The sequence below is a fragment of the Nitratireductor kimnyeongensis genome, assembly GCF_019891395.1.
GTDB classification, from domain to species: domain Bacteria; phylum Pseudomonadota; class Alphaproteobacteria; order Rhizobiales; family Rhizobiaceae; genus Nitratireductor; species Nitratireductor kimnyeongensis.
This window is the reverse complement of sequence record NZ_CP078143.1, coordinates 1,742,074-1,764,958: the sequence shown is the minus strand read 5'-3', so window position 1 is coordinate 1,764,958 and position 22,885 is coordinate 1,742,074. Positions and strand designations below refer to the sequence as shown.

The window sequence follows — 22,885 nt, the reverse complement described above, 5'->3', positions numbered from 1 at the left end:
CTTTTTCAGCAACAGGCTATGCCCGTTCGACCGCGCTCATGCAACGGTGAATCCTGCTCCGGCAGCGGCTTTTCACGCGGCCTTCCAGCGTCGCCCCTGGGTTTCAATGCCGAAACGAACAGGTGTGCGGGCATAGGCGGCGAGGCCAACAAGGGCGGCTTTGGGATGCGTGATGACATAGACCGGTATGTCTTTCACCAGGGCGCTGTGCGGCGCCTTGTCTTCGAAAGCCGCCCGGAAACGGCCGTTCTTGAGCGTCGGAACGATCTTTTGTGCTATACCGCCGCTCAGATAAACGCCGCCGCGCGCCATGAAAATAAGTGCCATGTCGCCCGCAAGCCGCCCCAGATAGGTGACAAAGAGGTCAAGGGTCTCGACCGCCACCGGATCGGAGCCGTCGAGACCGGCGCTGCTGACCTCCGCAGGCGTTTCGTGGACCAGGTTCTTACCGTCGGCAGCATTGATCGCGCGGTATAGATTCATCATGCCACGTCCACACAGAATCTGCTCGGCTGCAACGCGGCCCTCAATACGCTCCAGATGCGGAAAAATCTCGAGATCGCGCTCGGAGCGCGGGCCCATATCGACGTGCCCGCCTTCACCCGGCACCGGAAACCATGTGTGCTGCGCGTGGACCAGCCCCGCCATGCCAAGCCCTGTCCCAGGTCCAAGGACCACACGGCTGCCGGTGGCTTCCGACTTTCCAGGACAGACCATTTCCAGATTGTCGTCGTCGAGCGCGACGACAGCGAGAGCCTGAGCTTCGAAATCGTTGATGACGATAACGTCGCTAAAGCCCATCGTCTCCATCATCTTCCGCGGACGCACCACCCAGTCGCAATTGGTCAGGTCGATCTCATCGCCCTCGACCGGACCGGCCACCGCCAACACCGCCGATTGGGGGATAATCGAGGTGCGATCAAGGATAGCGCTCTGAATGGCTTCGTCGATGGTCGCAAAGTCTGCGGTCTGTACCACCGGAAATGCTTTTGGCTCGGCGTTGGAGTCCAGCAGAATGGCAAAGCGCGCATTGGTGCCGCCAATATCACCGATCAAAACCGGAAATCGCAGGGCTGTATCGTTCTCATTCTTGAAATGCATGGGACAGACTCTGGCGATTTGCCGCTTCAAAGATAGAGGTTAAAGCGGGATTAAATCGGTTAAAGGCGGAACGCAAGCGCGCCGGTAGCAAAAATGTCTGCGCGCTCGGCGCCTCGGCACCGATTGGCTTTACTGAAAGCCAGGCCTGTTGGTCGGTCGGGGAACCCGCGCCGGCGGCATCGCCGACAGCACACTGGCAGGGCTGGCAGGCTGGTACCCAAGTGCCGGCAGATCAGCCGCTGCGGCTTGCGGAACGCCGCCCTCGCCTGCCACGGTCACTGCAGCTTCCGAAACCGGGCTGGGCGCGTCAAGCACTGCCCGGCAAGCGGAGGGGAGGGCCGCCATGGTCATCACGTCCCGGGCTTTCGGCTTGGCGGGGCCCTTTGCCGGCCTCCATGGTTCATCTGTGAACCACCAAGCGAGGGAATCATCGCATCCTTCGCTGCGCGGTGGCGGGCTTTGCGGTTTGCAGCCGGCAGAACCGGCAGGGCAGCCGATGCGAACGTGGAAATGGTAGTGATGCCCCCAGAAAGGCCTGATCTTGCTCAGCCAGGAGCGATCACCGCGCACGGTATCGCAAAGCTTCTTCTTGATGCCCGGATGGACGAGGATGCGTTCGACCTCGGAGTAATTCGCGGCGCGTCGCAACACGGCTTCGTGGGCAGGTGTCCATTTTTTGTCGTCGACGTAGAGGGAATCGTTCTTCAGCATCGAGACGGCACTGATACGTTCGCGGTCAGCCACACTCATGCGTTGCGTCGGCATCTGGGTGAACCAGATATCGGCATCCAGCCCGATCTGATGCGATGCATGACCGGAAAGCATGGGTCCGCCGCGCGGCTGAGAAATGTCTCCGACGAGAAGTCCGCGCCAGCCGTCCTGCGCGGCTTCTCTCGACAGGCGCTCCAGCAGGGATATGAGGACAGGGTGCCCCCATCGGCGGTTGCGTGACAGACGCATGGCCTGCCAATGCGGACCATCGGGTGCGATGGCAACGCCGCCGGAAAAACATCCCTTGGAGTAAAAGCCATAGGCTGCCGGCCGGGTGGCAGCAGGGAGTTTTCTGGCTCCAAAAAGCTCCTTGGCCAGGGGTTCGCCCTGAACGGAGACAATTGTGGTGGAGAGACCAACCATGGCCAGGGCCACCAATTTCAGAGTCCGTTGGAATCGCATCGCTTCCTCGTTGTCAGCCCACCCACGCGATGATCGAATCATATCATGCTTGCCAATCGCTTACCGCATTCGTTTACGATTCCGATTCACGCCAGCTCCCGTCTGCCCACATGGTTTCGAGTGCCGCGCGATACTCCGGGTGCCGCATCCGATAACCCGTGCTTTTGAGCCGCGCATTGGAAACGCGTTTGCACTCGCCATAGAAGGAACGCCCCATGGGAGAGAGGTCCGCGTCTTCGAATGAAACTTCCGGCGGTGCCTGCCGACCTGCCACGGCGGCGGCATGCGCCACCACATCCTGCGGGGGAGATGGCGCATCATCCGTCACATTGAAGATGCCCGTTTCGAACCGCCGGGCGAGATGCGCTGTTGCGCCCGCGATGTCATCCACATGAATGCGGTTGAACACCTGGCCCGGTTTGACGATGCGGCGTGCCTTTCCCGCCTCGAGGCTGCAGAACGCATTGCGTCCCGGCCCATAAATGCCTGACAGCCGGATGATTGCGACGGGCAGATCGAGCTCTGCGCCAAGGCGGAGCCACTCTTCCTCCGCAACGAGCCGTTGCTTCGAACGATCGGAGACCGGGTCACAAATTGCGGTTTCATCCACCCACGCTCCGCCATGATCTCCATAGACGCCGACCGTGGAGAGATAGCCGATCCATTTGAGCGAAGGCATCGCGTTCGAGATCAACTCGCGCCCGGCAGCCAGCACGGGATCGCCCTCGGCATCCGGTGCTATACTGACGATGAGATGCGTGGTGGTGGCCAACACATCCTTCGCTTCAGCGGGAATGGTGCCTTGAAAAAGGTAAGGCACGATCCCGGTGCGGGTCAGTTCCTCGGCTTTTTCAGCGCTGCGTGTGGTGCCGGCCACGGCCGCGGCTTCACGCGCCACTTCGCGGGCGAGGGCCCGGCCCGAATAACCTGCGCCAAAGATGAAGTATTGCTTGGTCATGATTGCCCGTCCCACTCAGCCAGCACCTCTGCGTCCTGCTCCTGCGGACGCAGTCGCGTTTCAAGCGCCGCGAAAGCCATTTTATCCAGGAGCCGGGAAAGCGCCCAGACTGCTGCGCCGCGCACCAGCGGCGAACCATCTTCGGCGAGGCGCTCGCATGGGTCAACCAGACTGGATTCGCCGGAATTGCCTGCCGCAATCAGCACATTTCGGATGAAACGGTCGCGGCCGATACGCTTGATCGGGGAGCCTGAAAAGAGCGCGCGAAAGCCGGCATCGTCCAGCTCCAGGAGTTCGGAAAGCGGTGGCTCCCTGAGATCCTTGCGCGCCTGCAGTTTCGCCTCGGCCGCATTCTGCGCGAACTTGTTCCATGGGCAGACGGCAAGACAATCGTCGCAGCCATAGATGCGGTTTCCCATGGCGCCGCGGAACTCCCGCGGAATCGGCCCCTTGTTCTCGATGGTGAGATAGGAGATGCAGCGCCGAGCATCGATCTGATAGGGGGCCGGAAAGGCGTCCGTCGGACAGATGTCGAGACAGGCGCGGCAGGACCCGCAATGATCGCGTTCGGGTGCATCCGGCGGCAACTCGGCCGTGGTGAAGACGGAGCCGAGAAACAACCAGGAACCGAACTCCCGGCTAACCAGATTCGTGTGCTTGCCTTGCCATCCGAGACCGGCCTCGCGGGCCAGCGGCTTTTCCATCACCGGTGCGGTGTCGACGAAAACCTTCACATCCTCGCCCGTTCGGGCAGCAAGTTTGCCGGCAAGCTGTTTCAGCCTGCCTTTGATCACATCGTGATAATCGCGGTTTCGCGCATACACGGAGATCGCCGCCCGGTCCCGACGTTTCAACACTTCGAGCGGGTTTTCCTCCGGACCGTAATTCATGCCGAGCATGATGACAGAGCGCGCTTGTGGCCACAGGTCGCGCGGATGGGCGCGACGGTCGGCCGTTTCCTCCATCCATTGCATGCTTCCGTGCCGGCCTTCCTTGAGGAAATGTCCAAGTTCGGCCGCGCGCGAAGGGGCTCGCTCCGCCGAGGCCACGGCCACGGCATCGAAGCCCAGCGCGCGCGCCTCCCTTTCGACGAACGCGCGAAGCCTGTCGGCCTGCGCGCTTTTCATCAGAAATCCAGATCCGCGTAGTGAGAAACGGGGGAAAGCCCGCGCACGCGGTCAGCCAGGATGGAGCGGAAAGAGGGCCGCGATTTCATGCGGGTGTACCAGTCGCGCGCTGCCGGATATTCGGACCATTCGATCTCGCCCAGATAATCCAGAACCGAGATCGTGGCGCCTGCAGCGAGATCGGCATAGGAGAGGCGTTTTCCGGCCATCCAGTCGCGCGTGCCGGCCAGCCAGTTGGTGTATTTCATGTGCTGGCGCACATTGGTGCGCGCCGCACGAATGGCCGCCGAATCCGGCGAGCCGCCACCTTCCGAGCCAGCCATCTGCGGCTTGAGTGCGCGTTCACGCACCAGATGCCGGGTGACATCGGCATCAGCCTTGACGAGATACCAGTCAACCAGACGGCGGATTTCCGCGCGGTCGACAGAATCCTCGGCCATCAACCGCTTTTCGCGTTTGAGCGCACCGCGTGTCTCGTCGAGATACTCGGCGATGACCGTGGCGCCAACGATGGGATAATCGCCCTCGGCCAGAAGCACGGGAATGGTTCCGGCCGGATTGAGCGTGAGAAACTCCTCACGCCGCGCCCAAGGACGTTCCTCGATGAGGGCGAGTTCCTCGCCATACTCGCCAAAGGAAAGCCGGATGAAACGGCAGGAAGCGTAAAGGGGATGATGAAACAGGGTCAGCATGCGGTCGCTTCTAACGGAAGGCTCTGGCCATTTCATGGCCTTGGCGGTAATTCTTCGATTACCTGATTCTGCAAGTACTCCCTTCTGCTATAGGGGGAGACGTATCTGCTGACAAGCAAGCCGTGATTGAGGAGCTAACATGACGGATCAGACCATCGTGGGGGCCCTCCTTCTTGGCGTCCTCGAAGGACTGACGGAATTCATACCCGTCTCCTCGACCGGACACATCCTGTTGGCAGGCCATTTCCTTGGTTTTGAATCCACCGGCAAGGCTTTTGAGGTTCTGATCCAGCTCGGCGCGATTCTGGCGATCCTCAGCGTTTATGCCGCCCGGCTTTGGCAAATGTTGATCGATCTGCCGCGCGATCCTGCGACGCAACGCTTCGTCATCGGCATATTGATCGCCTTTCTTCCCGCCGCCATCATCGGTGTTCTGGCCTACAAGATCATCAAGACCGTATTCTTCGAAACACCGCTTCTGATCTGTGTCATGCTGATCCTGGGCGGGTTCGTGCTTCTCTGGGTGGATCGCTGGGCCAACAAGCCGCGTTATCATGACATCACGAAATTCCCGCTCTCCATGTATCTTGGCATCGGTCTGTTCCAGTGCCTTTCGATGATCCCAGGCACGTCGCGCTCGGGCGCGACGATCGTCGGCGGGCTGCTGATGGGTGCGGACAAGCGCTCGGCGGCAGAATTTTCGTTCTTCCTCGCCATGCCGACCATGACCGGCGCTTTCGCCTATGATCTCTACAAGAATTACGATCTTCTCTCGGCGGCCGATGTGAAAATCATTGCCATCGGATTCATCGCCGCCTTCTTCGCCGCTCTTCTGGTGGTGCGCTGGCTGCTTGGCTACGTATCGCGGCGCGGCTATGCGCTGTTTGGCTGGTGGCGGCTGCTCGTGGGCAGTGTCGGGCTGGTCGCCCTACTTGTGTGGGGTTGAGCCGGCCAGGCTCAGGACCGAATGCAGTAGCGTGGTGCAATCCAGCCAACAAAAAACCCGGCACGAGGCCGGGTTTTTCATGTCTCTGCAGGTGACGTTTCAGGCGACGGCACCGTTGATCCAGGCCGAAAGCGCCGTCTTGGGTGCGGCGCCGACCTTCATGTCGGCCACTTCGCCGCCCTTGAACATCATCAGCGTCGGGATCGAGCGCACACCATACTGCGCGGCGAGTTCCGGGTTCTCATCGATGTTCACCTTGGCGATCTTGACCTTGCCACCGAGCTCGGCGGCAATCTCGTCCAGCGCGGGCGCGATCATCTTGCAGGGGCCGCACCACTCGGCCCAGAAATCGACAACCACGGGCTCGGACGCCTGCAGCACGTCGGACTGGAAATTGTTCTTGTCCGCCTTCACGGTGGCCATGGGAATTCTCCTTATCGGCAAATCTGTCACACCACATGTGGGGGTGGCGCGGGGTCGCGTCAAGCTTTCTTGTGTCACGCTCCCGTGAGTCGTTCAAGCGCATCTGCGAGACGATCCTCTGGCACCGGCAGCAGAACCGGCGTTTCGGTAAACAGAAGCGCGGCCTCGACCCTGCGGCCGGGGTAGAGTGGCCTCAGAAGCTCCGCATAAAGCGCTAGCTGTGCGACATAGGCGGCGGGTGCTTCTTCCAGCGTTTCGGGGGCAGGGCGATTGGTCTTGTAATCGACGATCAGAACCGCCTCATCGGTAACAGCCAGACGATCGATCTTGCCGGAAACGGCGTGGCGGCGCTTGCCAAGCGTGAGCTCTCCCATCACCGAAACCTCGGCACGCGACCCCGACGCGAAGATGGGCGCGAAGCGCGTGTCCGCAAGGATCGCGCGCACCGAGCGCCGGACGGCTTCCCGCTGGGCATCACTCCATGAGCTGCCGACGCGATCGAGATACCGACCGGTTGCGGCCTCACGCTCTTCCTGCGGGCATTCGGGCAACAATTGCAGAAGCTTGTGCACGGCCAGACCGCGCTGGATGGCGAAACCCGGCTTGCGCGCCTCGTCGAGAACGGGCGAGATGGGCGAGGGGACAGGCTCGTAGTCAGCTTCGATCAGGGCGCCAGCGCGTGACGGCGAGAGCGGGCGCGGCAGGTCGACCGGCATGGGCGGCTGCGTGAGCAGGACTTCGGGAAGCGCGGTTTCGGGCGCGGTCTCAGCAGGTTTCTCCGCCTCAGGCTTCACCGCCGGTGCATCACTGACACGATAGCGATAGACCGGAGCGCAGATTTCCGGGCTTGCCCGTTCCTCCACCCGGTCGGCCCCGGAAAGTGCGGTGCGCACCACGTTGAGCCAGGTCAGTTCCTGAGGCTCGCGCTGGCCGTGATACCCGCAGACGATCAGCCGGTCTTCGGCCCGTGTCATGCCCACATAGAGGAGCCGGCGGTATTCCTCCTCCGCCTTGACCTTTGCATCGGTTTCGAAGGTGGAGGCCACCGTGTTGGAAACATCCTTGCCGGCGCGCCAGAGGAAACCCTTGCCCTGCCAACCTTCGCCACGCGGGGCAAAGGGCATGAGCTTGGGCAGATGCTGGGAGACGAAGGGCGCGCTGCCGGGATCCACCAGAAACACCACCGGAGCCTCAAGACCCTTGGCGGCGTGAACCGTCATGATGCGCAGCTCGTCGCGTGTCTGGTCCATCTCGCGCTTGATTTCGGGCGCCTGTCCCTCAAGCGCCGAAAGCAGCGCTTCAAGACCGTTGAGCCCCGCCCGCTCGCCGGCGAGTGCGAAGGACAGAAACTCATCGAGAATGTCGTTTGCCTCATGGCCGAGCCGCGCAACGAAAAGCCGACGCGCGCCCTCCCGCTCGTGCGTGCCCGTGAGAAGGCTCGCATAAAACTCGAAAGCCGGCTTGAACGCCGCCTCGTTCTGCCAGTTTTGCAGGGTCTCGACCATGCCGGCCACGACCGGATCTTCCAGCGCTTGCGCGCGCATGGCATCGAACAGCGGTACGGCGCGCCCGCGGTTCCAGGCCAGGCGGAAGAGGCGTTCCTCATCCATGCCGAAGAGGGGGCTTTTCAGCACCGCTGCCAGCGAGAGGTCGTCATGTGGCTGGATCAGGAAGCGGCCAAGCGCGATCAGATCCTGCACGGCGATGTGTGCCGTGAGCCGCAGACGGTCCGCGCCGGCCACATCGATATGACGGTTTTTCAGGCTGCGCGAGAGCGCGTGCACGAACCGGTCGCGCTTGCGCACGAGCACCAGAACATCGCCCGCTGTGAGGCGCTTGCCCGTGCCTTCGATGATCTCACCATTGCGGATCCAGTCCTCGACGGTCTGCGCAATGGTTTCGGCCAGCCGCACGGCGGGCGCGGAGGCGTGGTCGATGGCTTCCGTCCAGTCTTCCGGCTCGTCCACCGCGACCGGCGCAATGGGCGACCAGACTTCCACATAGCCGGGCTGGCCCGCGCGAACCGCCAGATGCTCGATTGGCTCGGGATCGTGCGTCAGCCCCTGCGCCACATCGGCTTTCGAAAACACGAGATCGGCGGCGCGCAGCACATCCTCCGTGGAGCGGAAGGAATAGCGCAGGCGCAGCCGCTCGAAGCGGCGCTCGACCTCGCGCACCTTTTGTTCGAACGCGCGGCCGCTCTCGCCGAAGGCCGCCGGCTCCGCACCCTGAAATGAATAGATGGACTGTTTTTCATCGCCCACGGCGAAGATGGTGCGCATGAGGCCCTCGCGCGCACTTTCGCCGGCAAAGAATTCTTCCGCCAAAAGGCGCACGATCTGCCACTGCTCGGGGCTCGTGTCCTGCGCCTCGTCGATCAGCACATGGTCGATGCCCTTGTCGAGCTTGTACTGCACCCATGGCCCGGCATCGGCGCGCGCCAGAAGCCGGATGGTGCGCATGATGAGATCGTTGAAATCGAGAAAACCGCGCGCGCGTTTCAGACGCTCATAGCGGGCGATCATGCCATCGGCGATGACAAGGGCCGCACGCGTTGCCTCCAGCATGCGGAAGAGCGCCACACGGTCGGCCGCATTGCGGATTGCCTCCGCCGCTTCCCCATAGCGCTCCACAATATCGGACAGGGCGGTGCGCAGCGCCTTTTTGAAGGTAGTCTCGCCATAGACGCCGCCATCGGCCTTCAAAAAGCCCTTGCGCAGATGGTCGAGCCGGCGCAGCGGGTCCGTTTCTTCGAAGGCGCGGCTGGCATCGGGCACGATGCTCTTCAAAACCGTTTTGGCATCGACGGCCTCCGCCTCGGCCACGAAGGCACGAAACGCGCCGGCATCGAAACCGGGGAGCGGCCAGATGGAGGCGGCAATCGATGCTGCCGTGTCATCGGGCGCGAAATCGAACTCCTCGAACAGCGCGCTGTAGGGCACCTGGGCGTTTTTTACGATTTCATCAATGAAGGCGCGCAGCCCATCGCGGCGGGCGATGATCTCGGACAGAAGCTCCTGCAAGCCGCTCTCGCCGCCACGCTCCAGCACCTCGGCAAAGGCTTCGGCCAGCGCGCCATCCTCACCGGCGGCACCGGATAGAAGATCGCGCCGCGCCTCGGCAAGCAGCGCCTCCTCCATCTGCGTGTCGAGCAGCTCGAAATGGCCGGCAATGTTTGCCTCCAGCGGGAACTGGTGCAGGATCGCCTCGCAAAAGGCGTGGATCGTCTGGATTTTCAGGCCGCCCGGCGTTTCCAGCGCGCGGGCGAATAGCCGCCGCGCGCGGGCAAGCTTTTCGCGGCTGGGCGCCTTGCCTTCCATCTCTGCGATGACATCGGACAGCGCTTCGTCGGGCAGGAGGCTCCAGCCGGCGAGATCGCGGAAGACGCGGTTGGCCATGTTGGCGGCGGCAGCGCGCGTGTAGGTGAGGCAGAGGATCTTGGAGGGATCGGCACCCTGCAAAAGAAGCCGGATCACGCGCTGGGCTAGGACGTGGGTCTTGCCGGAGCCGGCATTGGCCGAGACCCAGGCCGATGTGGCAGGGTCGGCTGCAAGCGACTGCGCCTTGATCGTGTCCTTGGGGATCAAGGGAAACTTTTTCATTCGTCCCCTCCGCTATCGCCCGCATCGCCGCCGGCAGACCATTCGAGCACGCGTGCCAGGTGATCGTAATCGCCGTCCACATCGCCCTCGCGGAAGGGCAGGACGCGCGAGCGATAGCCCGTCTCGGGCTTGTGATAATGGGCAAGAAGCTGCCCCAGCCGCTCCCACGCTTCCTCGGCCATGCCGGGCGCGGTCTTTTCGCTGTCCTTCATGCGAAGGATGGATTCAGGCATCACCTCGCCATTGGCCTTGAGCCGCACATAGGCGAGATCGCCGGGCTCTGCCGGGCCGATATCGGCGAACGCGCCGCGCTGAAGCAGCGCCGCCTCCAGCGCGAGCTGCGGCGAGAGAAGCGTGTGCGCCTGCCGGCGCGACGGCGAGGCGCCGGTCTTGTAGTCGAGGATTTCGGCGCTGCCATCGGCGCGGATGTCGATGCGGTCGGCGCGGCCTGAAAGGGTGAGGCCGAGCTTCGCCACCTCGATGGCCGAGGCGCGGATTTCGGCATGGCGCCTTGCGATGCCATCGGCGCGACCGCGCTCCCACTCGATGACGGAGGCCGCCGTGCGCTCGAAGCGCGGCCACCAGACGGTTGCCACATCAGCTGGAAGACCGGCTTCGGAAAAGAGCTCGCGGCCAATGGCGATCAGCCCGTCGAGCGCGTCGGGGGCCGTCGGGTCTTCCACTTCCTTAATGAAGCGCTCCAGAACATCGTGGAAGAGATTGCCGCGTTCTGCGGCACCCGGATCGCGGATCAGCGGGTCGAGCGCGACAAGTGCCAGAATGCGTTTTGCATAGACGGCATAGGGATCGCGCCGCAGCGTCTCGATCTCGGTGATCGAGAAGCGCGTGGGGCGCGCCTCGACCGGCGGCGCGGGCTCGGGCCGGGGGGCGAAATCCTCGTCCGGCCTGTCGTCCAGAAGGCGTGCCCAGGCGATCAGCTCACGGCCGCGGGCGCGCATGGTTTCGGCAACATCTTTGCCGGCAAATGCCGTGAGGCGCTGCAGCCAGCGCGAAGCGACAGCCGGCGCATCGCCGGCGCGCGCGGCGCGCGTCAGCACCACTTTCTTCGTGCCCATCGCCATCATGAAATCATGCGCGGCCTGGCCGATGCGGCGCTCCGGCGGCTCCAGCGAAAGCTCGGCCTTCATCAGGCGCGACATGAAGCGATCGGAGGAGGGGATGGCAGGCCAGGTGCCCTCATTCATGCCGCCCAGAACCATCGTGTCGACATGCAGAAGCCGCGCTTCGAGCGTGCCCCAGATGGCCACGCGCCTGTCTGCGCCCATGGTGGGTTTCACCATCTCGGTGGCGATGAGTGCGGCAAAGACCGCCGGCCATTCGGCGGCGTCGAAGGGCAGGGCCGTTTGCGAACCCACCAGACCGCGCAGGAAGGCGGCCATGGCCTGTCCGCGCTCGCCGTCATAGTAATTTGTCAGACTGCCATCTTCGGACCGGCCGAGTGCTTCGAGAACTTCGACTGCCTTGCGCGCCATCTCGGGCACGCCGATGCCCGATTGCCCGCGAAGCGCAGCCAGTGGGCGCAGCGCCTCGACCAGGGCACCGAGCACGGCGCGCGCTTCGGCCAGTGCGGCGTCGTTGACGCGCGGGAACCAGAAGGGTTTGCGCGTGTCGCGTTCAATCGCTTCCCAGCGTGTTTCAAAGAGCGCATCGAGCGTGACGATGTCCGGCCGGCCCGTGCCGCCGCGCAGCGCCACGAGCTCGATGGTCTCGGCGGCGCGGCGCACACTGGCGCGCTTCAGCCCGAGCCGGAGCAAGGGATGCTTGAGCAAAGCCACGATGGCGATGGGTTCACCGGGGCGGAACACGGTTTCGAGCAGAAGCCGGGCGAGCGTTGCCGGCGGGGTGTCGGCGAGCGGCGTTCCGCCGGAATCATCCGCCTCGATGCCGAAGCGACGTAGCTCCACCGCGACACGGCGCGCCAGACCGCGATCTGGCGTGACCAGTGCCGCCGTTGCGTTCTCGTCGGTCAAGGCCAGGCGCAGCGCGACGGCGATCGACAGTGCTTCCTCACGCTCGTTTGCGGTCTCGACCAGGGTCACGCCGGAAAGCGCGCCGCCTTCCGTTGCATCGGCTGCCAGCGCCTGATTTTCAAGCCAGGCATCCGTGGTTTCGGCAGGGCGCAGGGTTTCGCTGACCAATGCGCGGCGCAGGGTTAGCGGCGGGGCAGGCTCGCCAAGCTCGACCACCTCTTCGCGCGTGATGCCGATGGCCGAAAGCAGCTTCTTCAAGCCGGCCTGCGGATGGCCGAAGGCCGATGGCTCGTCCGCATCGCCCACCGCCTCCCAGGCCTGTGCGTCGAGCCGCGTGTCGAGGCCCGGTAAAACCACGGCACCGTTTCCCAGCCCGGCGATTGTCGCCAGAAGCCGCGCCGTGGCGGGGATGGAACCGGTGGAGCCGGCAGCGATGACCGGGCCCTTGTGTGCGTGGGCCTTGAGCCGGGCGGCTTCTGCCGCCAGCATCGCGTTTCGATGCGCGGCAGGGTTGGAGCGGTCGAGCTCTTCGAGCAGTTTTGGCCAATGGGCGGTGACGATCTGCAGGAATTCGAGCGTTACCTGCCACCAGTGCGCCAGCGCATCGGGCGCAAGGCTGGCGAGTTTCGTCCAGTCGGCTTCCTCGGTTTCGATCTCGTCCATCAGGCCGGCGAGATCGCGCGCGAGCCAGATGGAATCCGACGCTGAAGCCGGCACCACGACACCTTCCTCGAAAAGGGCGGCCACGTGGCCGGGTAGCCGCGCCTTCCACGCCTGCACGAGCGGTGCGAGCAGCAGGATGCGATCCAGCGCCTCTATTGGCGGGGCGAGATCGAGCGCGGTGGCACCTTCCGTATCGAACAGCGCGGCCTCCTCATCGAACTCGCCCAACGGGCGAATGACGGGGAGGATGGCGGATTGTCCAACGAGCTTTCGAAGCAGGACATCGCGCAGGGCGCGGGCGGCACGGCGGGTCGGCAGATAGATGGTGACATCGGCCAGCGCCAGCGGATCGCCCGTGTGGCGAAAGCCCGGCACGAGCCTGCCTTCAAACAGGGCTTCGACAAGTGTCTCCAGAAAGCCGACGCCGGGGGGAATGGAAAAGACGCGGCTTCTATCTTCAGCCAGCATCGCTCTTCTCGGCGTGCTTCTTCACCACTGCTTCGGCGGGCGCGATGGCATCCGGCGTGCCGACGGTGATCCACGCGCCATCCATTCTCATGCCGAAAAGCCGGCCCTTCGCCTCCGCTGCATCGAAATAGGCATTGAGAGACTGTGGCTCGTTACCGGCACCGGCAAAGATGCGCGGGTGAAGCACGATGGCGCCGGCATAGATGACACCGCCCGCCACGCCCCGATGCCGGGCGAGGCGGCCTTGTGCATCCATGCTGTAATCGGTCGAGCCGGAATGGCCCGTGGCCTGTTCGGTGTCTGCAACCATGAGGAGAATATCCATGGTCTCAGGCTCCCAGGCAAGGGCCATGCGCTCGAGATTGGACGTGCCAGCTTCAATCCAGAACGTGTCGGCGTTTAGAATGAAGAAGGGCGCATCACCCAGATGCGGCAGGGCGCGGATGACGCCGCCCGCCGAGTCCATGAGTTGATCGCGCTCGTCGGAGATGATGATTTCCGGCGCGGTGCGGTGCGCCAGATGCGCCTCCATCTGGTCGGCGAGATAATGCACGTTTACCACGGCCACCTTGACCCCGGCAGCCTCCAGCATGTCGAGCGCCCGGTCGATCAGTGTGCGCCCCGCGACCTTCACCAGCGGTTTGGGCATTGTGTCGGTGATGGGCCGCATGCGCTTGCCGAGCCCAGCGGCCAGCACCATCGCCTTTGTCGGGAGTTTCGCGCTCATGCCCCGTCTCCGCTCAGAAAACCGGCCTCTTCATAGAATGTGCGCAGCTCATCCAGTGCGGGATGGCGCATTGCGCGGCGAAGATAGGCGCGGATGCGCGGCAGATGTTTGATGTAGAATGGCTTGTGGTCGCGCTGCTCCAGCCGCACGAAGGTTCCGAGCAACTTGGAATTGCGCTGGGCGGCGCAGATCGCATAGGCCTCGTCGAAGGCTGTGCGGTCGAACGGGCCCTGTTCGGCGCGGGCGGCGCAATAGGCTTCCACCACGGCGCGTTCCAGTGCTTCGGGCATAGTCACGCGGGCATCGAGCGCAAGCGAGGCGACGTCGTATGCCGCCGGCCCACACACCGCATCCTGCAAATCGATCAGCCCCAGCCGGTCGAACCCTTCGCGCTCGGCACGCCAGATCAGGTTTGGCGAATGAAAGTCGCGCAGGACGAGATTTTTCTCGAAGTCTTCGAGGCGTGTGAACAGCCGGTTCCAACGCTCCATATAGCCAGCCCGTTCTGCATCATTTGCGGGACGACCGGCCATGAACGGCATGTACCAGTCGGTCAGAAGGCTCACCTCAATGCCGAGCGCCTCGCCATTATAGGGCGGAAGCTGGTGCGTGACCTGATCGTTGACGGGCAACTCTTCTGGCCAGGCATAGCGGTGGAGCGCCGCAAGAAGGCGCGCGGCCTCCACATAGCGTTCAGCCACAGGCTCGCCCTCCGGCGAAAGAAACGGCGTTTCGCCCAGATGCTCTGTGAGAAGAAGCCCCGTTTCCAGATCCTGCGCATAGACCTGATAGGCAGAGAAGCCGCGGGCGCGGATGGCGTTTGCCATGGCAACGGAGGCGGCGACGGACTGCGCCAGATGGGCGATGCGGCTATAGGGGCGACCGCACTCAAGCAGCGGCTCGTCGCGGCGCTCCGGCGCGTTCATCAGGATGCGGCGGGCGCCTGTGCGTGTCGTCACGGTCTCATAGGCCCGCAGGGAGGCATCGCCAAGAAGGAACGCGCGGTGAGCGCGCACCTCTCCGGCCTTGTTTAGAAAATCGCGGATGGCGAAGCTGCGCTCCAGTCGCAGCATGGCCCCCTCCGGCCCCGCGATAACCGCAAGCCGACCTTCGCCCCTGTCGTGCAGCTCTATGCGGATCGCATCGGCAAACCGCTCGCCAGCACGCTCGGGCCATTCGACAAGCGCAATGCCTTCCTCCGCCGCCTCGAAAAGGCCGAGCTCTTCCAACTCATCCGGATCGCCAAGCCGATAAAGATCGAAGTGATGTACCGGAATCCGTGCTTCATAGTTCTGTACCAACGTGAAGGTGGGGCTTGGCACCTCCAGATCCGGATTGTCGGCCAAGGCGCGGATGATGGAACGGGCGAGCGTGGTTTTTCCCGCGCCGAGATCGCCCTTCAGGGCCAGAACATCGCCGGCGCGAAGCGCCACGGCGATGTCCTCGCCGAAAAGCGTTGTTGCGTCTTCATCCGGCAGGAAGCGTTCCAGAACGCGTGCTGTCATACGGTTTGGCTACTCTGCGGCGACCCGCGCCTGTGTCGGCGCGGAGGGGAACCGGCAGGTTACCGTGGTTCCGCGCCCTTCGCCCGTGTCGATGTGAACCGAACCGCCATGCAGCTCGACGAAGCTTTTGACGATGGAGAGGCCAAGCCCCGCACCACGCCTGCGCCCGCCATTAACATGCGGCTCGAAACGTTTGAAGATGGTTTCCAGAACATCGGGCGCCATGCCCGGCCCATCGTCATGAACGCTGAACTCCACCGCATCGTCCAGCTGCCTTGCGGAAAGGCGGATCGTGCTGTGCTCGGGCGCGTAATTGGCAGCATTGGAAAGCAGGTTGAACAGAACCTGGCGCACCCGATTTTCGTCTGCGTGGAAAATGAGCGCGGAATCGTCCAACTGCACATCGAGGCGGATCTGGTGTTCGCGAAGGCGCTCTGAAATGAGCCCGGCCGCCGCCTCCACCATGTCGCCAACGCGTACCTCTCCGATTTCCAGTTCCATGATGCCGGCATCGACCGTCGCAAGATCGAGAATGTCGTTCACCACAGTGAGAAGCACGGAAGAAGAAGATCCGATATGGTCCAGATACTCACGCTGCTTCTGATTGAGCGGGCCCGTCTCCGGAAGGTTGAGGAGATCGGTGAAGCCGATGATGTTTGTCAGCGGTGAACGCAGCTCGTAGGAGACATGCTGCACGAAGTCGTTCTTGAGCTTGTCTGCCTTCTGCAGAGCGTCGTTCTTTTCCTTAAGCGCCCGCTCAACGTTCACGCTGTCGGTCATGTCGACAAAGGTGATCATCACCTGTCCATTGGGCAGCGGAATGGTGGCATGGCTGAGGACGGAGCCATTCGAAAGCTCTACCTGGCCATGCTGGCTGCGCCGCTCGTCATCGAAGCCTGTGACCGAGGCGACGAAGCTGCGCCATGGGCTATCCTTGGCAAGCGGATCGCACACTGCGCGGATGTCGGCAATGTGCGCTTCGGGCGTGATGAGCTGGTCCGGCAGGTTCCAGATGCGCTGAAAGGCGGGATTGGAAAGGCGCAGGCGCCCATCCGGCCCAAACACCGCAACCCCTTCGGTGAGATTGTCGAGCGTTTCGCCCTGAACCCGCATCGCCGCATTATAACGGCTTTCCAGATCGAATTTTTCCGTCAGATTCTCGAAAACCCAGGTCACGCCCCCCTTGGGTTGCGGATTGGCGATCACGCGGATCGTGCGCCCGTCAGGCAGGTGCCACCAGTGTTCCTGTGGCTTCATGCTGCGATAGGCGGACAGGAGACCTTCCTTCCAGCGCCGCCATTCGGGCTGCTCGGCCAACGTGCCTTCACTGCGCAGCCGGTCGAGCAGCAGCGCGTTATCGGGTCTGCTCTCAAGAAACGGTGTATCGAGGTCCCAAAGCTTCTGGAACGACTGGTTGAAAAAGCGCAGCTTCTGTTGTTCGTCGAAGATCGCTACCGCCGTGGTGAGCTGGTCGAGCGTCTCGGAATGGCTTTGAACCGTGCTCTCGAACTCCCGGCGGATTGTTTCCACTTCGCTGATGTCGGCCGCAATGCCTGCGGAGCCGTGCCCGCCGGCGTAATCGGTGACCGCGAAAACCCGCCGCTCGCCATGAACAACGGCGGACAAGGATTGCCGGAACACCTCATTGGCTTCACGATGACGGCCGATGATTTCTTCGCGTGCTGACAGCGGCAGAAACTCGACTTGTTCCCGCAGAACGGCATCGCCCGTAGGGGCATCCACCGCACCGCTGAACGCTCGGTTGACCCAAGCCAGTTGTCCGGCCTTGTCCCTCAGCCAGAATGGCATGTCGAGCGCGTCCAGCAGCCCCAGAAGCGTGGCACGTTCGGACAAGAGATGGTCGTGCTCCAGTTGAAGTCGTGCATGTTCTTCACGCACGCCGGCAAGCGAGACGAAACGGAGGACCGTGTGCTGGGCAGATTTCCGACCCTGCGCCTCCAGCATCGTGCCCGATCTGGTTTCGATGGTGAGGTCGAAATTTTCACCGGTTTCGCGGAGGGTGGCAAGCGCGCGGTCGAGCGCGGAGGCGGACCGCGGCATCATCCAGCGGCCGAATGCCAGAAACGCCGAGCGCTCATCCGGCGCACCACATCCTGGTGCAAGATCGCCTACAATCGCCGGCTTGTCCGATCCGCCGCCCCAGACCACCGCACGCTGATCCTTGAGATTGAGAAGTGCTTCGGAGCGGCCGAGTGCGCCACTCAGCTCCGCGATCCGCGCGCGAAGTTCGAGATTTTCAGAAGCGATGCGAGCGCGTTGCCGGATCAACCAGATGGCAGAGAGAAATGCGGCACCCATGACACCGGCGAAAACCGCGATCTGGATGACTTCGACGGTCGTAACCGAAACGCCCGGCGCAAGTTGCGCAACCGTCTGCGCGGCGGCCACGGATGGCACCGCCACACCCGTCGTCAGCGTCAGTAACCGCATCAGTCCCCGCACGATGCCCGCTTTGCGCTGTCGGCCCTTAGGGCCCGTAGATCCGCGGTTCAGCGGGTCCAGCCCCGGCATGTCTTGTTCCTTCTCCGCCGCATGATCTGGCAAGACCGCCCCTTCCTATCGCAGGCCCGCAGCCCGGAAGGTCAACCGCCTCGCGAATCACAGCACTGTACCGCGTGAGCGAATCGCCGTGAAGAAGGCCGCGCCACAAAAATAATGCCGGACCAAAAGTCAATGGTCCGGCATCAATATATTGTGTCTTAGTTAATTTTACTTAATAGCGGTAGTGTTCCGGCTTGAATGGGCCCTGCGGCGTGACACCGATATAGGAGGCCTGTTCTTCCGAAAGCGTGCTCAGTTGAGCGCCCAACTTGTCGAGATGGAGGCGCGCGACTTTCTCATCGAGATGTTTCGGCAGAACGTAGACCTCATTCTTGTACTGCTCACCACGCACAAAGAGCTCGATCTGCGCCAGCACCTGGTTGGTGAAGGACGCGGACATGACGAAGCTCGGATGACCCGTGGCATTGCCAAGGTTGAGAAGCCGGCCTTCGGACAGGAGGATCATCCGCTTGTCGTCCGGGAAGGTGATCATGTCCACCTGCGGCTTGATGTTGGTCCATTTGAGATTGCGCAGGGCGGCAACCTGAATCTCATTGTCGAAGTGGCCGATATTGCCGACGATCGCCATGTCTTTCATCTTGCGCATGTGATCAAGCGTGATGACATCCTTGTTGCCGGTCGTGGTGATCACGATGTCGGCGGTGGGGGCGGCGTCATCCAGAGTGACCACCTCGAAGCCGTCCATCGCTGCCTGAAGCGCGCAGATCGGATCGACTTCGGTCACCTTCACGCGGGCGCCTGCACCGGCAAGCGACTGGGCCGAGCCCTTGCCCACATCGCCATAACCGCAAACCACGGCGACCTTGCCGGCCATCATCACATCGGTTGCGCGACGGATTCCGTCGACCAGCGATTCCTTGCAGCCATATTTGTTGTCGAATTTCGACTTGGTCACGGAATCATTGACGTTGATTGCCGGGAAGGGGAGAAGGCCCTTCTTCTGAAGCTGGTAGAGACGGTTCACGCCGGTGGTCGTCTCTTCCGTCACGCCCTTGATGGCTTCCTTCTGACGCGCAAAGAAGCCCGGCGTTGCAGCCATGCGCTTCTTGATCTGTGCAAACAGGACTTCTTCTTCCTCACTGCCCGGATTGGACAACACATCCTCGCCGGCCTCGGCGCGGGCGCCGATCAGAATGTACATGGTAGCGTCGCCACCATCGTCCAGGATCATGTTGGAGGGCTCGCCATCACTCCACTGGAAAATCTGGTCGGTATAGGTCCAATACTCCTCAAGCGTCTCGCCTTTTACAGCGAACACGGGTGTACCGCTCTCTGCAATGGCTGCAGCGGCGTGATCCTGTGTAGAGAAGATGTTGCAGGAAGCCCACCGCACATCCGCGCCAAGCGCCTTCAGCGTCTCGATAAGAACAGCGGTCTGGATGGTCATGTGCAAGGAGCCTGAGATCCGGGCACCCTTGAGTGGCTTGTCCTTGCCGAACTCTTCGCGGCAGGCCATCAAGCCGGGCATTTCCGTCTCTGCGATCTCAATTTCCTTGCGACCCCAGTCGGCCAGAGAAATGTCAGCGACCACATAATCCTTGTCAGCGCTCATTGGCGTACTCTCCGATTTTCATGAATCCGAGCGCCACGAGCAGCAAGCCGGGCGCGAATGCTGGTGCCTGACTACCAGATCACGACGCAGCTCACAATGGACATAAAGAAATCTTTATTCGTGCATGTGTGAGGCCGAGTGGGTCTCAGCACTCCTCGCCGAAACGCTCTGCGATAAGAATCTCCAGGGCGTCGAGCAACGCCTCGGCATCCGGGCCGCTGGCGCTCACGCGGATCTTGCAGCCTGGGCTGGCCGCAAGCATCATCAGCCCCATGATGGAGGTTCCGCCAACTGTGATGTTGTCTTTCTCAACCTCCACATCGGCATCGTGGCTTTCCACCAACTGTACGAACTTGGCCGAAGCGCGCGCATGAAGACCGCGCTGATTGATGATGCTGAACTCGCGCTTCAGCCTATCGGGAGCGGTGGCGTTGCTTGAGACTTCGTTTGCGTGGGCCTCACTCATTTTCCGCTCAAAACCTGACTTGCGACATTGATGTATTTGCGGCCCGCCGCCTGCGCCTCTTCGAGCGCCTGGGCCATATCGTCATTGGCGCGTGCGGAAGAGAGCTTGATGAGCATGGGCAGGTTTACGCCCGCGATCACCTCGACACGGCCCGCGTCCATCACCGAAATCGCGAGGTTCGAGGGCGTGCCACCGAACATGTCGGTGAGAATGATCACACCCGAACCGGTGTCTGCCCGGGCAACCGCATCGACAATGTCGCGGCGGCGTTGCTCCATATCATCCTCGGCCCCGATGGAAACTGTTTCCAGGTTTTCCTGATGGCCCACCACATGCTCCACAGCGTGGCGGAACTCCTCGGCCAGCTGGCCATGCGTCACCAAGACGAGCCCGATCATCGGCACATCATCCGAATGCTTGGTTTTGCGCTCGAGCCTGTCACGCGTTTACTCCATCCACTGGCTTCACGGGCCTGCCCGTTTATCCGGTTTTTCTTCACTTAGTGTTCAGACCTTGTCGGTCCACCCTTGTTGGAAGCAGGTCCGGAGACGCCCCAGTCCCGTCCTGCCCCAAGGCAAGAGCGCTATCTTGTCAACGCACAAGCCGTTGACAAGCCCCAAACTGCGGCGATTCGCCTAAATAAAGTTCAAACGGCGGTGCGACCTGGACCAAAAGGCGGCAATTGCAGGGCTGCGGCTACGGCGTGAACCGCCCGTCGTGCCTGCCGTTGCGGCAATACCACGCACGGAATCGCAATACCCTCATGGACGATTTTCGTCTCTTCGGCCACGCGCGGCGCCTTTTGCTCGTCAATCAAAAGGATGGCAAGGTCGATGACAGCGGCAGGGACATAATCCAGCTTTGCGGGGCCCAAACCACGGGCTTCGGCCAACCCGGCGATGGAATGCGGCGCGCTTGCTATCAAGCGTCCGTTTCTCGCCGAAAGGTCAACCTGATCATCCGAAATGAATGCGGCAAAGATGCCTGCCACCTGGAAAAAGGCAAGAACCTCGAGAGCGAGCATCGTCTTGCCACTTCCCGAGTGACCCTCGACCAATATTCCGGTTCCGGCGACAACAATGGCGGTGGCGTGGCAGTTTGGCATCCCGCTCAGGCCTCGGCCGGCAATGCCACAATGAATCGGGCGCCCCTGATGTCACCGGGTTTCGCTCCGACAATGTTTTCTGCGGTCAACGTACCGCCATGCGCTTCGATGATCTGGCGACTGATGGAAAGACCGAGCCCGGAGTTTTGGCCGAACGCTTCGCCGACCGGACGATCCGTGTAGAAGCGCTCGAAAATCCGATCAATGTTTTCCACGCGAATTCCCGGGCCATTGTCCTCTACGGTGAGGATGATGCGTTTGCCGGTTCGCGACAGGCGTACATCGATCCGCCCCGTTTTTTCCGGAACGAAAGAGCGGGCATTCTCAATGAGATTGGTGATCACCTGCCCCAGCCGCAGATCGTGACCCTGGATGAAATAGGCCGCCGCTTCGCTTTCACCCTTCGATGCAGTTGTGAAGGTGATCTCCACAGGCTTCTTCGTCGAGCCTGCCTCACGGATCGCCCCGACCAGATCGCCAACGAACCGCTTCAGATCCACGCGATCTGCATCCTCGCGTGAAAGCTCCGCATCGAGCCGGGAGGCGTCGGAAATGTCGGTGATCAAACGGTCCAGCCGCCGAACATCGTGCTGGATGATTTCCAGAAGGCGCTCACGGGAGCGCTCGTCCTTGGCGAGCGGGAGCGTCTCAACGGCGCTGCCCAATGATGTCAGCGGATTTTTCAGCTCATGGGCCACGTCGGCCGCGAAGCTTTCGATGGCATCGATGCGTGCATAGAGCGCCTTGGTCATATCGCGCAGAGCCGAGGACAGATTGCCGATCTCATCCTGGCGATGGGAGAAATCGGGGATCTCCTCCCGCGACCGCGCGCCGCGACGAACACGTACAGCTGCCGCAGAAAGCCGCCGCAGCGGGTTCGCAATGGTGGAGGCAAGAAGCAGGGACAGGATGGCCGTCACCAGAGCAGCCACAAAGAAAACGCGCAGAATGGCTTTGCGCTCGGCGGCCACGATCTTGTCGATATCGCCACCCTGCGTCGACAGGAGCAACACGCCAAGGACAGCCCGGAAGCGTTGAATGGGAACGGCAACGGAGACGATCTGTTCGCCCTGTTCACTGACGCGCACCACGTGGTTGGTGGTGCCGGTGAGTGCCCGCATCACCTCGGGATAGGCCACGCCGCTGCCTCCCGGCTGCTCTTTATACACCGGCAGGTCCCGGCGACGGAAAATCTCTTTCATCCGCTGCCAGACCTGATCGAAAATGCTCGCATCGTCATCCTCGATGGACGGCAATTCATAGCGAAGAACCTGTCCAAGATATTGGGAGTCCAGCAGCAGGTTGGCGTCCGGATCGTAGATGCGGGCGCGGGTGCGGGTTTGCGGTATGAGCCGTCGCAGAAGAGGGGCTACACGTTCCGGATTGATGGGGAAATCAAGGCTCTCCAACTGATCGCCTCGCGGTGGAAGGCTTTGCCCGGCCTGCAGCTCGAGCAGCTTGTCGGGATCCACAAGGATGGAATCGGTCTCCACCTCCGCAGAGCTGGCAATGGCCCCCGCGATTATCTCGCCCTGGGTCATCAGGCTCTCGACGCGAGCGCTGATCAGCTCTTCGCGAAATTCATTCAGATAGAGAACCCCGACCACCAGAACACCAAGGCCGGCAAGGTTCAGAAACAGGATACGCCGCGTGAGGCTCGAAAACACATAATGGCCGAAGAGACGGCGCAGAGGCACGGCAAGCCGGCCCAGAAAGGGCTGGCCCGCTGAACGTGCGGCCTTCGAGGACCGCCGCTCCGTCTTTTCAGTTTCTGCACTCATCGCTACTGTCTTGCCGACGCGC

The 22,885-nt window shown here is 62.3% G+C and carries 17 protein-coding genes; 1 reads left to right on the top strand and 16 read right to left on the bottom strand.

Annotated elements, in window-relative coordinates:
* Positions 1 to 72: 72 nt before the first annotated feature.
* The 5 genes from KW403_RS08355 to KW403_RS08335 form a co-directional block, all read right to left on the bottom strand.
* Positions 73 to 1,101 carry a glucokinase gene (locus KW403_RS08355; RefSeq protein WP_223022246.1) on the bottom strand — a complete coding sequence of 343 codons (1,029 nt, stop codon included), beginning with the start codon at positions 1,099 to 1,101 and terminating at the stop codon, positions 73 to 75.
* Between the two features lie 129 nt (positions 1,102 to 1,230).
* Positions 1,231 to 2,274, bottom strand: coding sequence for a penicillin-insensitive murein endopeptidase (gene mepA, locus KW403_RS08350; RefSeq protein WP_223022245.1), 1,044 nt, complete (start codon positions 2,272 to 2,274; stop codon positions 1,231 to 1,233).
* A 73-nt stretch (positions 2,275 to 2,347) separates the two neighbouring features.
* The gene (locus KW403_RS08345) at positions 2,348 to 3,232 is read right to left on the bottom strand and encodes an SDR family oxidoreductase (protein ID WP_223022244.1); all 885 of its coding nucleotides are present in this window, start codon (positions 3,230 to 3,232) and stop codon (positions 2,348 to 2,350) included.
* Positions 3,229 to 4,359, bottom strand: a complete 1,131-nt coding sequence (gene queG / locus KW403_RS08340) for a tRNA epoxyqueuosine(34) reductase QueG (RefSeq protein WP_223022243.1) — start codon at positions 4,357 to 4,359, stop codon at positions 3,229 to 3,231. The genes KW403_RS08345 and queG overlap by 4 nt, the downstream gene beginning before the upstream one ends.
* Positions 4,359 to 5,051 carry a glutathione S-transferase family protein gene (locus KW403_RS08335; protein WP_223022242.1) on the bottom strand — a complete coding sequence of 231 codons (693 nt, stop codon included), beginning with the start codon at positions 5,049 to 5,051 and terminating at the stop codon, positions 4,359 to 4,361. The genes queG and KW403_RS08335 overlap by 1 nt, the downstream gene beginning before the upstream one ends.
* Before the next feature lie 139 nt (positions 5,052 to 5,190).
* Here KW403_RS08335 and KW403_RS08330 point away from each other — a divergent pair, with 139 nt between their 5' ends.
* Complete coding sequence (locus KW403_RS08330; protein WP_223022241.1) at positions 5,191 to 5,997, top strand: undecaprenyl-diphosphate phosphatase; 807 nt, start codon at positions 5,191 to 5,193, stop codon at positions 5,995 to 5,997.
* Positions 5,998 to 6,096: 99 nt separating this feature from the next.
* Here KW403_RS08330 and trxA read toward each other — a convergent pair whose 3' ends face one another.
* The 11 genes from trxA to KW403_RS08275 form a co-directional block, all read right to left on the bottom strand.
* Positions 6,097 to 6,420: a thioredoxin gene (trxA, locus tag KW403_RS08325; protein WP_007009092.1), complete on the bottom strand. Its 324-nt coding sequence runs from the start codon at positions 6,418 to 6,420 to the stop codon at positions 6,097 to 6,099.
* Positions 6,421 to 6,494: 74 nt separating this feature from the next.
* Positions 6,495 to 10,022 (bottom strand): double-strand break repair helicase AddA, encoded by a 3,528-nt coding sequence (gene addA, locus KW403_RS08320; RefSeq protein ID WP_223022240.1) that lies wholly within the window; start codon positions 10,020 to 10,022, stop codon positions 6,495 to 6,497.
* Positions 10,019 to 13,144, bottom strand: a complete 3,126-nt coding sequence (addB, locus tag KW403_RS08315; protein ID WP_223022239.1) for a double-strand break repair protein AddB — start codon at positions 13,142 to 13,144, stop codon at positions 10,019 to 10,021. The genes addA and addB overlap by 4 nt, the downstream gene beginning before the upstream one ends.
* Positions 13,134 to 13,871 carry a nucleotidyltransferase family protein gene (locus tag KW403_RS08310; protein ID WP_223022238.1) on the bottom strand — a complete coding sequence of 246 codons (738 nt, stop codon included), beginning with the start codon at positions 13,869 to 13,871 and terminating at the stop codon, positions 13,134 to 13,136. The genes addB and KW403_RS08310 overlap by 11 nt, the downstream gene beginning before the upstream one ends.
* On the bottom strand, positions 13,868 to 15,376 hold the full coding sequence (tsaE, locus tag KW403_RS08305) for a tRNA (adenosine(37)-N6)-threonylcarbamoyltransferase complex ATPase subunit type 1 TsaE (RefSeq protein ID WP_223022237.1): 1,509 nt from the start codon (positions 15,374 to 15,376) through the stop codon (positions 13,868 to 13,870). Before tsaE ends, KW403_RS08310 begins: the two co-directional genes overlap by 4 nt.
* 9 nt (positions 15,377 to 15,385) lie before the next feature.
* On the bottom strand, positions 15,386 to 17,908 hold the full coding sequence (locus KW403_RS08300; protein WP_223022489.1) for a sensor histidine kinase: 2,523 nt from the start codon (positions 17,906 to 17,908) through the stop codon (positions 15,386 to 15,388).
* Positions 17,909 to 18,110: 202 nt separating this feature from the next.
* Positions 18,111 to 19,511: an adenosylhomocysteinase gene (ahcY, locus tag KW403_RS08295; protein ID WP_223022236.1), complete on the bottom strand. Its 1,401-nt coding sequence runs from the start codon at positions 19,509 to 19,511 to the stop codon at positions 18,111 to 18,113.
* Positions 19,512 to 19,656: 145 nt separating this feature from the next.
* Entirely contained in the window at positions 19,657 to 19,977 is a 321-nt protein-coding gene (locus tag KW403_RS08290) for an HPr family phosphocarrier protein (RefSeq protein WP_223022235.1), read from the bottom strand.
* Positions 19,974 to 20,375 (bottom strand): PTS sugar transporter subunit IIA, encoded by a 402-nt coding sequence (locus KW403_RS08285; protein WP_223022234.1) that lies wholly within the window; start codon positions 20,373 to 20,375, stop codon positions 19,974 to 19,976. Before KW403_RS08285 ends, KW403_RS08290 begins: the two co-directional genes overlap by 4 nt.
* Before the next feature lie 248 nt (positions 20,376 to 20,623).
* A complete protein-coding gene (locus KW403_RS08280; RefSeq protein WP_223022233.1) occupies positions 20,624 to 21,082 on the bottom strand; it encodes an HPr kinase/phosphorylase in 459 nt (152 codons plus the stop codon).
* Positions 21,083 to 21,087: 5 nt separating this feature from the next.
* Positions 21,088 to 22,863 (bottom strand): stimulus-sensing domain-containing protein, encoded by a 1,776-nt coding sequence (locus KW403_RS08275; RefSeq protein ID WP_223022232.1) that lies wholly within the window; start codon positions 22,861 to 22,863, stop codon positions 21,088 to 21,090.
* Between the last annotated feature and the right edge of the window lie 22 nt (positions 22,864 to 22,885).